Here is a 12780-nt window from a genome sequence, read left to right as displayed (position 1 = left end):
TTTTTGATGAAAGCTCCACGCGCCAGCCTGCTGGCCTTGGCCGCTGCCCTGGCCCTGACCTCGCCGGTCGCCTCGAGCGCCGCTCCGCGCGCCAAGCCCGCCGCCGCGGCGCCGGTCGCCGAGAGCTGGTCGGCCGCCTGGGGCGCTGCGCCGCTGGCCGCCGTGGCCGTGCCGCGCGTCGGCGAGGTGCGGGGCTTCACCGATATGACCGCCCGCCAGGTGATCCGGCTCAATCTGGGCGGCGACGCGGTGCGGGTGCGCCTGACCAACGAGATGGGCGATCGGCCGCTGAAGATCGGCGCCGCCAGCCTCGCCCTGGCCGGTCCGGACGGCAAGGCGCTGGGTCCGCCGATCCCCCTCACCTTCGGCGGCCGGCCCGAGGTCGAGATCGCCCAGGGCGCGCCGCTGCTCAGCGATCCGGTGGCCCTGCCGGTCAAGGCCATGGATCGCGTGTCGGTGTCGCTGTTCTTCGTCGAGCCGGTGGCCCCGGCCGCCCACCGGGTGCGCCTGTTTCTGTCGCCCCAGGGCAACCACACGGCCAAGACCGAGGTCCCGGGCGAGGTGGTCAGCAAGGGGCCGGGCGTGGTCTCCGGCGTCGAGGTGCGCGGGGCGGGGCCCCGGCCGGTGCTGGTGGCGATCGGCGACTCGATTACCGAGGGCGCGGGCTCGACCCCCAACGCCGACATGGGCTGGCCCGAGCAGCTGGCCGCCCGCGTCGCGGCCCGGGGCGGCGGCTGGAGCGTGGTCAATGTCGGCGTCAGCGGCGGACGGCTGCTGCGCGAGGGCTCGGGCCCCAGCGCCCTGTCGCGCTTCGACCGCGACGTGCTCAGCGTGCCCGGCGTCGCCGCCGTGGTGGTGCTGGAGGGCATCAACGACATCGGCCGGCCCGCCCAACCGGGCTACGCCACGGAAGTGGTCAGCGCCGACCAGGTTATCGCCGGTTATCGCCAGCTGATCGAGCGGGCTCACGCACGTGGCGTGAAGGTTTATGGCGGCACGATCCTGCCGTTCGAGGGCGCGATGTACTACCACGCCGCCGGTGAGGCCACGCGCCAAGCCGTCAACGCCTGGATCCGTAACGGCGGGGCGTTCGACGGGGTCATCGACTTCGAGGCGGCTGTGAAGGACCCCGCGCACCCAGGCCAGATCCTGGCCGGGCTGCATCAGGGCGATCGCCTGCATCCGGGGGACGAGGGCTATCGGCTGATGGCCGAGGCGGCGGACCGGGCGGTGTTTGGGAAGTAGACGAGGCCGGAGAGGACCCCCTCCGGCCCTCCGGGCCACCTCCCCCAAGGGGGGAGGATCTACGCCGCGTTAGATGCTCCCCCCGTGGGGGAGCTGTCGCGGAGCGACTGAGGGGGTCCTCAACGGCCTTCGACTATTGGACGGCCTTCGCCACCTCGACCGCATACACATGGCTGGCGCCGTGCATATTCGAGCGGAACACGATCCATGTCTGGTCCGGCGTGAAGTTGACGTTCGGCTCGAGCCGATAGTCGTGCGCCTGCATGTTCACCAGCTTTTCGGTGTCGATGACGCCCGGCTGGATCAGGGTTTCCGAACCCGGCGCGTGGATGCCGGCGACGTCGGGGATGGTGCGGGGGTGCATCAGGTACAGCCACTTGCCGTCCGGGGCGTGGGCGACCATCTCGCTGTCGCCGCCGTCGCCCGCGAACAGCTTGCCGTCCGGCGCGCTGTTGAAGTGCACCGACCAGGCGTTGCGGTCGAGGTGCAGCCAGGTGCGCTTGCCGGTGGCGATCTCGTAGCCGGCCACCCAGAAGTCCTCGCCGCGCGGGGTCTGCAGGTCGTACCAGACGGTCTTGCCGTCGGCGGCGAACCACTCGTGGCCGGCGATCTCCATGTTCATGGTCCTGGCGTGGATGCGGACCGGCGTATCGCCGGCCTTGTCGACGCGGACCAGCCACAGGCGGTCGACCTTGTGCCAGGGGCCCTCGTGGCAGAACATCAGCAGGCCGGGATCCGTGGGCGAGAACTGCAGGTGGTTCAGCCAGTCGGTGGCCTGGTGCACGACCTTGCGCTCGCCGGTCACGGTGTTGACCGTGAAGATCTCCATCGGGATGCGGCTGTCGAGACGCGCGTTCAGCTGCACCTCGCGGCCCTCGGCGTAGGAGAGCTCGCGGCCGTCGGCGCTTTTGACGTCGTCGGGATTCTTGGGCAGCGAGTCCGCCAGGTTGGCCGGGATCGCCACGTCGGTGCGCACCGCCACGCCGGCCAGCAGGGTCTCGTCGGCGTTGAGGGTCTGCAGCGAGCCGCCGTCCAGCTTGGCCACCTGGCGCGTGGCCTTGGTGTAGGGATCGGTGGCCATCACCGCCTTGGGCCCCATCGGGGCGTCGGTCAGGGCCTTCTCGTAATAGACCGCGCCGGTCTTGCGGCCGACGAACAGCAGCCGGACCTTGCCCTCGACGATCTTGGTCAGGGCCCGGGTCTTCAGGTCCATGGCGGTGATCCCGTTGGGGCTTGAGAACACCAGCCGATCGCCCTTGGGCGTATAGGCGTTGTAGTTGAAATAGAGGCTGGAGCTGCCGGCCTCGCGCGACAGCCGGACCACGCGGTGGCCGGTGTCCTTGTCGATCCATTCCAGCGGCGGCTCGGCCGCGCCGGGCTTGGGCTGGGTCATGACGTCCTGGGCGTGGACGCCCGGCGCGATCGCCAGCACCGCGAACGCCAGCAGGGAGAGCAGGGGAGCTTTCATCATGCGCCTCACTTGGTCCGGATATTGGGGCGGGGCGCGGGCTTCATGCCGTCGCCGAGGAAGAAGCTGGGATGCGGGGGCTGGTTATAGGCCACGTTCTGCCAGGCCACGCTGAGCCGATATTCGGGGTCGTGCATCAGCGTGGTGATGCGCAGGTCGGTGGGATATGGCGTGACGTAGATCCGCAGGGACTGGTTGTCCTCCGCGCGCCAGATGACCTCCTCGCGCCAGTCGCCCAGAATGTCGGCCGACAGGGCCGGCGTCGACTTGGTGCCGTTGTTGGAGGTCATGCCCGTCGCGGTCAGCAGGGGCTTGGCCTCGCCGGCCGTCCAGTCCCACTTGCTGATCTGGTTCTTGTCGAGCAGCTCGCGCAGCGGATCGCCATCCCACCAGATCGCGAAGTTGGTCTGGCGCGGGTGCTTGACCCCGTCGATGGCCTTGCCCTTGACGGTGTAGAGGGCGTCCGAATTGGTCCCCCACGCCTCGGCCCCAGGGAAGCGGGGATCGATGTCGGCGGCCAGGCCCCGGCCGGTGTCCTTGTCGGTCGGCGTGGTCCACAGCACCTCGCCGGTGCGGGCGTCCAGCATGGCCGCGCCGATCCCGCCGTTCTTGCCGGGGCTCTCGTGGACGCCGAACTTCTCGAGGCCGGGCCGGGTGGGATCCAGGTCCGACAGGTGCATGGCGTCGCCGTGATAGAGCTTAGCGGTCCACAGGCCCTTGCCGGTGTCGTCCACCGCCATCGAGCCGTAGATCACCTCGTCGCGGCCGTCGCCGTCGACGTCGGCGACGCTGAGCTGGTGGTTGCCCTGGCCTCCGAAGCCGTCGGGCTCCTTGTTGCTGTCGAACAGCCAGCGCTGGGTCAGCTTGCCGCCGCGCCAGTCCCAGGCCGAGACGGTGGTGCGGGCGTAGTAGCCGCGGCCCATGACGATGCTGGGCTGCTGGCCGTCCAGATAGGCCACGCCGCCCAGGAAGCGGTCCGACCGGTTGGCGTAGCCGTCGCCCCACAGGGCCGTCTGCTGCTCGAAGGAGGGGCTGTCGGTGTCGGGATTGCGTGGCGCGGAGAACGGCGTCGAGGCGAGGGCCGCGCCGGTCAGGCCGTCGAACACGGTGAGGAACTCGGGGCCCTTCAGCATCCGACCGACCAGTTGGGCCACCTTGGTCCCGTCGGCCTTCACGACCGCGCCGGTGCGGTCGGTCTGCACGACCTCGCCCTCCTTGCCGCGCCAGTCGGCGTTGGGATCGCCGATCACCTTGCCCTGGCCGTCGATCGTGCCGTCGCTGGTGCGCAGCGCCACCTCGGCCCGGCCGTCGCCGTCGAAGTCATAGACCAGGAACTGGGTGTAGTGGGCGCCGGCCCGGATGTTGCGGCCCAGGTCGATGCGCCACAGCCGTTTGCCCTCCAGCGTGTAGGCGTCGAGGATCACCGGGCCGGTATAGCCGGAAAACGCGTTGTCCTTGCTGTTGGTGGGATCCCACTTGAGGACGATCTCGTAGCGGCCATCGCCGTCCAGGTCTCCGACGCTGGCGTCGTTGGCGGTGTAGGTGAAGGCCTCGCCCGAAGGCGTGGTCCCGCCGGGCGGCTGTTGCAGGGGGATCGACAGATAGCCCTGCGCCCAGGCCGCGACGGGCTTGTCGCCGGCCAGGTCCTTGCCGCCGACCACGGGACGGACGCTGTAGAGGTCGCCCGCCTTGCCCTTCGGATCGACAAGGTTGGTCGCGCCCTTCAGGGGCTTGGCGTTCAGCTTCTTGCCGCCCTTGTAGAGGTTGAAGGTCACGCCATCAGGGTCGTCGCCCAGCAGCCGCCAGCTGACCAGAACACCGCCGTTCAGCGCCGGGGCGGCGACCACGCCACGATCCAGATGCTCCATGCGTCGGGGCGGAGGCGATTCCGCCAGGGCCGGCGCGGCCAGGCCCAGAACCGTCAGAACCGTCATCGCGGCGCCCGTCCGCCACGCTGTCTTGCGCGCCTTGCCGTCCATCCCGTCGTCCATCCCGTCACAGTTTTTCTGACGCGGCCTGCAGCCGCGCTTGCCTACGCCGACCTTGCCGTCTCGGAAAATTCCTTTTGGGACAAGGCATTGGCCGACGCTGGCCCATCGCGCCACAGACGCTTGGAGCCGGCGACGAGTCTAAATCATGAAACCGACGCCCTGTCTTCCCACAAACTGCATTGACATCTCAATATGTGGAACGTAGCTTTTGCCTACGCTGCGGTCGCTCGATGTGTGGCGGAATTATAAGACTAATGGCGCCATTGGCGTCAGCCTGAACGAAAGACGGCCGGGGGTCCTCGAGAGAGGCGAGTCCGGCCGCGACGACCAAATTGGGAGGGACACCATGCTAGCCAAGACTTCCGCGCGCCTGCGCGCCATCACCACCACCTCGACCCTCGCGCTGGGCCTGGCGATCTTCGCCGGCCACGCCGCTCATGCCCAGACCGCCGCTCCGGCCGCCGCCAAGGATGAGCCGACCATGGTCGAAGAGGTCGTGGTCGGCACCCGCGCCAGCCTGCAGTCGGCCATGAGCCGCAAGAAGCGGGCGGGCACGATCTCCGACTCCATCGTCGCCGAAGACATCAGCCAGTTCCCCGACAAGAACGTCGGCGAGGCCCTGGGCCGCGTGACCGGCGTCCAGCTGGCCCGCGACTTCGGCGAAGGCAACGCCGTGTCGATCCGCGGCGTCGAGCCCGACCTGAACCGCGTCGAGATCAACGGCATGAGCACGCTGTCGACGGCGGGCAACCTGCAGGTCTATGGCGGCGGCGGCCGCGCCAACGACTTCCGTGAGCTGGCCTCCGAACTGGTCCAGTCGATCGACGTGTTCAAGGGCTTCACCGCCGACATGACCGAAGGCGGCGTCGGCGGCACGGTCTCGGTCAAGACCCGCAAGCCGCTGGACTTCAAGAAGCCCACCCTGTCGCTGACCGCCTCGGCCCAGAACCTCGACACGGTCAAGGACTGGAAGCCGCGCGGCAACCTGTTCGCCGCCACACAGCTGTTCGACGGCAAGCTGGGCCTGATGGCCAATGTGACCTACGACAATGTCGACACGCGCGGCGACTACGTCCGCAACAGCTCGTGGGCCCGCCTGGCCGACTTCGACAACTCGGCCGACAAGACCGCGCCGTACTACAGCACCGCCTACAATTCGACGATCAACGACCTGGCCCGCAACGTCACCACCCAGGCCGGGTGCGCCACCCTGACGACGCCGGACGCCACCCAGATCTCGACCACCAACCTGCGCAACGCCTGTCTGTCGCAGTGGTACGACTACAATCCGCGTGTCGCCCGCTATGGCGTCTGGACGCGCAACGACGAGCGCATCTCGGCGGAGTTCACGGCCCAGTACAAGTTCACCGACAAGATCGACGCCTGGGTCAGCTACAACCGCAATGAGCGCTCGCAGACGCTGAACGACATCAACTACGGCACCGACTTCACGTCGACGACCCGCCTGCGCAACGCGGCCTCGGCCACGGCCTGCTCGTCGACCAACACGACGAACTCGAGCGTCAAGGTCGACGCCAACCACAACGTCATCGCCTATACGCTGGGCAATTGCCTGACCACGTCGGGCGCGGGCGGCTACGGCGGCTTCGGCATCAGCGCCCGCGACTTCGCCTACGACAGCACCAGCAACTACTACAACTTCGGCGCCAACTATCGCGGCGACCGTCTGCAGATCGAGTTCCAGGGCTCGAACGCCGACACCAGCACGGTCTCGCAGACCAACAATGTCAGCGTCACCTTCGACACGCCCGGCATGACGGTCACGCTGGATCCGTCGACCGGCGCGCCGTCGTTCGCCTTCGCCGCCGGCTACAGCCCGACCGACGCTTCGGCGATCCGCCAATGGCAGATCCAGTACCGTCCGTCTTCGGCCGCCTCGAAGGAGAAGCAGTACAAGCTCGACTTCGACTACGACACGCACCTGTCGTTCTTCCCGAAGGTGGAGTTCGGCGCCCGCGCGACCGACTTCTCGACCAAGGGCTACGGCTACGGCGGCTTCGTCCTGAGCGGCGGCGCCAACCCCAATTCGACGACCGACGACACGGTGCTTTACACCAACGCCGTCAACTCGACCGCGACCATCAATGGAACCCAGACCGCCGACCAGACCGACCCGGTCTTCGCCTCGGCCACCACGACGGGTTACTGGTCGACGACCGAGACCTGGTCGCGGGCGTTCTCCAACGCCCTGTTCGCCAATGCGATGACCGACCTGCCCAGCAACTTCTATTATGGCGGCGGCCTGCTGCCGACGAACTGGAAGTATCCCAACTACAGCACGGTCGCGGCCCAGCTGGACACCTCGCACTTCAACCTGAACAACCTGGTCGACACCGTCGGCAGTGACGGCAAGGCGGCCAAGCAGCTCCCGTACAACATCCAGGAAACGACGGACGCCCAGTACCTGAAGGCGGACTTCGAGTTCCCGCTCGGTTCGTTCGAGGTCAACGGCAACTTCGGCGTGCGCCGGGTCCACACCAAGACCGAGGCCACGGGCGTCTCGACCCGCAACCAGTCCTACGCCGCCACCAATGGCGGCACGGCCACGACCTATGCGCTGAGCAACTCGGTCGTCAGCATGAGCAAGGACTACACGGTCTATCTGCCCAGCTTCAACGCCGGCCTGTGGATCATCCCGAACCAGCTGTCGGTGCGCGGCGGCTTCGCCCAGCTGATGGCGCGTCCGCGGATGGACTTCCTGATGCCGACGGTGACCTGCACCACCGACAACTCGCCGGACGCCAATGGCGAATTCGACGAGCCCAGCTGCTCGGCCGGCAACCCGAACCTGAAGCCCTATCGCGCCAATCAGTATGACCTGAGCTTCGAATACTATCCCAACCAGGACACCCAGGTGTCGGTCGGCCTGTTCCGCAAGGACATCAAGTCGTTCTACCTGTCGTCGCGCACCCTGATCGGCAAGCAGGACGTCTATGGCGACGGCGTGCTCTACAACTACAACACCTATATCAACGGCGAAGGCGCCCTGATCCAGGGCGTGGAAGTGACGAGCAAGACCGCCTTCACCTTCCTGCCGGGCCTGCTTTCGGGCTTCGGCGTCGACGCCAACTACACCTACCAGCAGGCCAAGAACGTCGAGCTCTACTCGCAGCTGGACGGCACGGCCCTGCCGTTCCCGGGCCTGTCCAAGAGCAGCGCCAACCTGACGGTCTGGTATGACAAGGGCCCGATCAATGCCCGCTTGGCCTACAACTACCGCTCCAAGTACCTGGTCTCGGCCGCCGACACCTCGCTGCAGCCGGTCTATCGCGACTCGACCGGCTACCTGGACGGCAAGATCACCTGGAAGCCCGGCATCAAGGGTCTGTCGCTGTTCGTCGAAGGCAAGAACCTGACCAAGGAAGAAGAGCGCTCCACGGCCGGCGACATCCGCCTGACCGAGCTGGGCTACTTCGGTCGCCGGTTCTTCGTCGGCGCGGCGATGAAGTTCTAACTAACCTCGCGTGCAAGGGGCGGCGACCGGGAGACCGGACGCCGCCCCTCTTTTTTTGGAGACGAGCCGTGTCGAGCATCGGGTTCATGGCGCCGGCCGGCGCGCTGGCGATCTCGATCGTGGCGACCGCCGCCGTCGCGGCCCCCGCGCCGCCGCGCGCGAACTACAGCTTCGACGCCGGCTGGAAGATGATCGTCGGCGACCCCGCCGGCGCCGAGCGGCCCGACTTCGACGACGCCGCCTGGAAATCCGTCACCCTGCCGCGGGCCTTCAACGAGGACAGCGCCTTCAAGGTCGACATCCACGACCTGCCGGTGGGCGTGGCCTGGTACCGCAAGCGCTTCGTCCTGCCGACGGGACCCACCGGCAAGGCGTTCCTGGAGTTCCAAGGCCTGCGCCAGGCGGGCGACGTCTATCTGAACGGCATGCTGGCCGGACGCTCCGAGAACGGCGTCATGGCCTTCGGGGTCGACGCCACGAAACACCTCAAGCCCGCCGGCCAGGAGAACGTCATCGCCGTCCGCGTCGACAGCGACTGGAAGTACAAGGAGCAGGCCACCGGCAGCGCCTTCCAGTGGAACAACGCCAACTTCTACGCCAACTATGGCGGGCTCAACAAAGGCGTCCGGCTGCACCTGACCGGCGACCTCTTCCAGACCCTGCCGCTCTATTCCAGCCTGGGCGGGACCGGCGTCTATGTCTGGGCCGACCAGTTCGACATCAAGGGCGGCGCCGCGACGGTCCATGTCGAGAGCCAGGTCCGCAACGACAGCGACCGGCCGCGAACCTTCGTCTTCCGCGCCGAGCTGAAGGACGTCGACGGCAAGCCGGCCGGCTCCATCGATGGCGGGACGTTCACGCTGAAGGCCGGCGAGACGCGGGTGGTGACGGCGTCCAGGAGGCTGGAGAACCTGAAGTTCTGGAGCTGGGGCTATGGCTACCTCTATGCGGTGACCACCAGCCTGCTCGAGGACGGCAAGGTGGCCGACGCCGTCGTCACCCGCACGGGCTTTCGCAAGACCCAATTCGGCCACGGCGAGATCCGCCTGAACGACCGGGCGATCCAGGTCCACGGCTACGCCCAGCGCACCACCAACGAGTGGCCGGCGCTCGGAACCGACATCCCCGCCTGGGTCAGCGACTTCTCCAACGGCCTGATGGTGCAGAGCGGCGGCAATCTGGTGCGCTGGATGCACGTGACGCCGTCCAAGCAGGACGTCGAGTCCGCCGACCGCGTGGGCCTGCTGCAGGCCATGCCGGCCGGCGACGCCGAGGGCGACGTCACGGGCCGCCGGTGGGAGCAGCGCGTCGAGCTGATGCGCGACGCCATCGTCTATAACCGCAACAACCCCTCGATCCTGTTCTACGAGGGCGGCAACGAGAACATCAGCGACGAGCACATGGCCGATCTGAAGGCCGTGCGCGATCAGTTCGACCCGCACGGCGGCCGCGCCGCCGGCTCGCGCGAGATGCTGGCCAGCAAGGTCGCCGAATATGGCGGCGAGATGCTCTACATCAACAAGAGCGCCACCAAGCCCGTCTGGTCGATGGAGTATTCCCGCGACGAGGGCGCGCGGAAGTACCAGGACGACTTCACCGCCCCGTTCCACAAGGACAGCCCCGACTACAACCGCAACCAGGACAGCCACGCGGTCGAGAACGTCCGCCGCTGGTCCGACTACTGGCGCGAGCGGCCGGGCGGCGGTGACCGGGTCAGCTCGGGCGGCGTCAACATCGTCTGGGCCGACAGCAACACCCACTTCCGCGGCGACAACAACTATCGCCGCAGCGGCGAGGTCGACGCCATGCGCCTGCCCAAGGAAGGCTTCTACGCCCACCAGGTGATGTGGGACGGCTGGGTCGACGTCGAGCACCCGCGCTCGCACATCATCGGCCACTGGAACTATGCGCCGGGCACGGTGAAGGACGTCTATGTCGTCTCCAGCGCCGACAGCGTCGAGCTGATCCTGAACGGCCAGTCGCTGGGGCAGGGCGTCAAATCGGACGGCTTCCTGTTCACCTTCAAGGCCGTCGCCTGGGCCCCCGGAACGCTGGAGGCCGTGGGCCGCGACGCCAAGGGCAAGGTCGTTTCGTCATCCGAGGTGGCGACCACCGGCCCCGGCGTCGCCCTGAAGCTGACGCCCAGAACCGGCCCCGCCGGCTGGCGCGCCGACGCCTCGGACCTGGCGCTGGTCGATGTCGAGGTCGTCGACGCCAAGGGGAAGCGCGTGCCGACGGCGCTGGACCGCGTGACCTTCGACGTCGACGGTCCGGCCGAATGGCGCGGCGGCATCGCCCAGGGCGACAGCTCCGGCAAGACCCGCGACGAGACCTCGTATCCGCCGGTGATCACCAAGCCCGCCACGGGCGCGGACGCCGTCACCACCTATTCCGGCGGCGGTCGTCACGAAGACAACTACATCCTCTCCAGGACCCTGCCGGTCGAGGCGGGGATCAACCGCGTGTCGCTGCGCTCGACCCTGACGCCGGGCGTCGTGAAGATCACCGCGCGGGCGCAGGGCTTGGAGCCGGCGACGATCGAGCTCCCGATCTCCGCGCCCGTCGCCGACGACGCCTTGCCCGCCGTCAGCCTGGCGCGCGGACCCACCCCGACGACGCCGGCCTACAAGGTCTGGCGCACCAGCGTGAAGGTCGCCTCGGTCAAGGCCGGCTCGAACGCCGACACCGCCGCTCTGGCCTCCGATGACGACGAGACCACCCACTGGGCCAGCAACGGCGATCTCGCCAACGCCTGGATCGAGTACGACCTGGCCAGGCCGGCGATCGTCGACGACGTCACCCTGAAGCTGATCGGCTGGCGCCTGCGCAGCTATCCGCTGCGGATCACCATGGACGGCCAGGTCGTCTACGAGGGCGAGCCCGCCAAGACGCTGGGCTATGTCACCCTGCCGCTGAAGCCGGTGAAGGGCTCGCGCCTGCGCATCGCCCTGACCGGCCCCACGGTCGACCGCGACGCCTTCGGCAAGATCGTCGAGATCACCGGCGCCCGCGCCGGCTTCGACACCGGCGCCGAGAAGGTCAAGGTCGGCGGCGCGCTGGGGATCATCGAGGCCGAGCTGCACGCCAACGTCAGGCCCTGACGGCTATTTCGCGCCGGGCAATTTGAGGCCCAGCAGAACCAGTCGGTCGCCGGTGATCCCGAACCAGTGCGGTGCGCCGGCGGGGATCAGGATGACGTCGCCTGGGCCGAGCGTCCGCGTGGCGCCGCCCTCGATCTTGCTGCCCTCGGTCAGGTTGGGGTTTCTGACCGTGGGATCGGCCATGGTCCCGCCCGAGATCAGCGTGCCGGAGCCTTCCAGCACGATGGCGTATTCCGCCTCGGCGGGGTGCACGGCGGGGCGGCCCGGCTTCTTCCAGATTTCGATCGCCGCCACGGTCGCGCCGTCGCGAACCAGGGGCCGCCACATGAACCCCTGGTCGGGCTTCATCGCGACGAGCATCTCGCGCAGCTGAGCCTGCACCTCCGCGCCGCTCGCGAAACCGGACGGCTCGGCGGCGACGCCGGGCGAGACGGCCAGCAGTCCTGACGCCGCGCAGATCGTGAAGGCCCTGGCCATTATCCTCACCGCAGCTCTCCCCATGCCGTGAACCCTGAACCCCCTCTGAGGGCGGTGTCGCGAAGGGACCATCGCCGCCGCTTTAAAGCTAGCCCCCTTCGGGCCCGCCGGGGCGCCTGAGGGAACGGGGTCCCTTCAGAAGGATCCCGGTCGGCTCCCAATCCTTCTTTGGTCGGGTCTCGGGAGACGACCTAATTTCTCCTCCCGACCCTGAGCGGATGTTTCGCGTTGAAGCCTTCGCTAAAAACACACGTCATCCCGGGCCATGTGCCCGGGACCCCTCTGTCCACCGCAGGTGCGCGAGGGGCGGCGTACTCAGCAGCACACCGCTGGCGCTTCACGTGCAAGCTGAACGAGGGGTTCCGGGCACAAGGCCCGGAATGACGGAGGTTTATTTCAAAGTGCGGAGAACTTCCCAAACCGACCCTACGCAGACATTCGGCGTGTCCGCTTCAGTGGCTGCGAGCAACCGGTCAGAGCAGCCGGTCAGAGCAGCCCCCGACGCGGTGGGCTTTGACGCCAGCGGCCACTCGCCCATCGACGCCGCACGGGGAAAGCGCTCCGCCAATCCCCGTTCTTTCCATTTGAAACTCAAACCAAATCAACGCTCTAAAATTAAACGCCGTGCACCGATCCTCCGCGTTCAAACCGCCCCCATACTCAATCCCACCTGACAGCACGGGAAGGGCGCTCGGCCGGCGACCGTTGCGGCTGTCATGGGTGGTCGAGCGGGAAGCGCTCGTCGGGGGTCTTCACGGACCGCCTTCGCGACGGATCTGGACGGGCTCCCTGAAACATCGGGACGAAAGCCAGGCGGCGAGGGTTCGACGGGCGCGGCAGGCACGGGCTGAAATCGCCCGTGCGGTCCGGACGGGGCTAGCCGCTCCTCCGCCCGCCGGAGGCCTCCGTCGGGAGCGGGTTAAGACCCCGCGTCTCGAGGGCTTCCGGAAGCAGGCCGCGCGGAGCGTTCGTCTTCGTCGAAACGGTATTTCTGCAAACTCACATCCGGGCGAGGCCCGGGCG

The 12780-nt window shown here is 68.0% G+C and carries 6 protein-coding genes; 3 read left to right on the top strand and 3 right to left on the bottom strand.

The features are described from left to right. Positions 1-6: 6 nt before the first annotated feature. A complete protein-coding gene (locus tag AC1RUS_RS16855) occupies positions 7-1245 on the top strand; it encodes an SGNH/GDSL hydrolase family protein (RefSeq protein WP_492917747.1) in 1239 nt (412 codons plus the stop codon). 133 nt (positions 1246-1378) lie between these two features. Here AC1RUS_RS16855 and AC1RUS_RS16850 read toward each other — a convergent pair whose 3' ends face one another. Both AC1RUS_RS16850 and AC1RUS_RS16845 read right to left on the bottom strand, forming a co-directional pair. Then, complete coding sequence (locus tag AC1RUS_RS16850; protein ID WP_492917865.1) at positions 1379-2713, bottom strand: oligogalacturonate lyase family protein; 1335 nt, start codon at positions 2711-2713, stop codon at positions 1379-1381. Between the two features lie 8 nt (positions 2714-2721). Next, positions 2722-4704, bottom strand: a complete 1983-nt coding sequence (locus AC1RUS_RS16845) for a rhamnogalacturonan lyase (RefSeq protein ID WP_492917746.1) — start codon at positions 4702-4704, stop codon at positions 2722-2724. Positions 4705-5050: 346 nt separating this feature from the next. Between AC1RUS_RS16845 and AC1RUS_RS16840 the strand changes: the two genes are divergently transcribed. Together AC1RUS_RS16840 and AC1RUS_RS16835 are read left to right on the top strand one after the other, a co-directional pair. Continuing rightward, positions 5051-8179, top strand: a complete 3129-nt coding sequence (locus AC1RUS_RS16840; protein ID WP_492917745.1) for a TonB-dependent receptor — start codon at positions 5051-5053, stop codon at positions 8177-8179. 68 nt (positions 8180-8247) lie between these two features. After that, the gene (locus AC1RUS_RS16835; protein WP_492917743.1) at positions 8248-11280 is read left to right on the top strand and encodes a DUF4982 domain-containing protein; all 3033 of its coding nucleotides are present in this window, start codon (positions 8248-8250) and stop codon (positions 11278-11280) included. A gap of 3 nt (positions 11281-11283) precedes the next feature. Here AC1RUS_RS16835 and AC1RUS_RS16830 read toward each other — a convergent pair whose 3' ends face one another. Further along, positions 11284-11757, bottom strand: coding sequence for a cupin domain-containing protein (locus AC1RUS_RS16830; protein WP_492917742.1), 474 nt, complete (start codon positions 11755-11757; stop codon positions 11284-11286). Positions 11758-12780 lie beyond the last annotated feature (1023 nt).

The organism is Caulobacter sp. GW821-FHT10F06, from assembly GCF_058809215.1.
The sequence above is the reverse complement of the archived record's forward strand: the minus strand, read 5'-3'. Positions and strand labels throughout refer to the sequence as shown.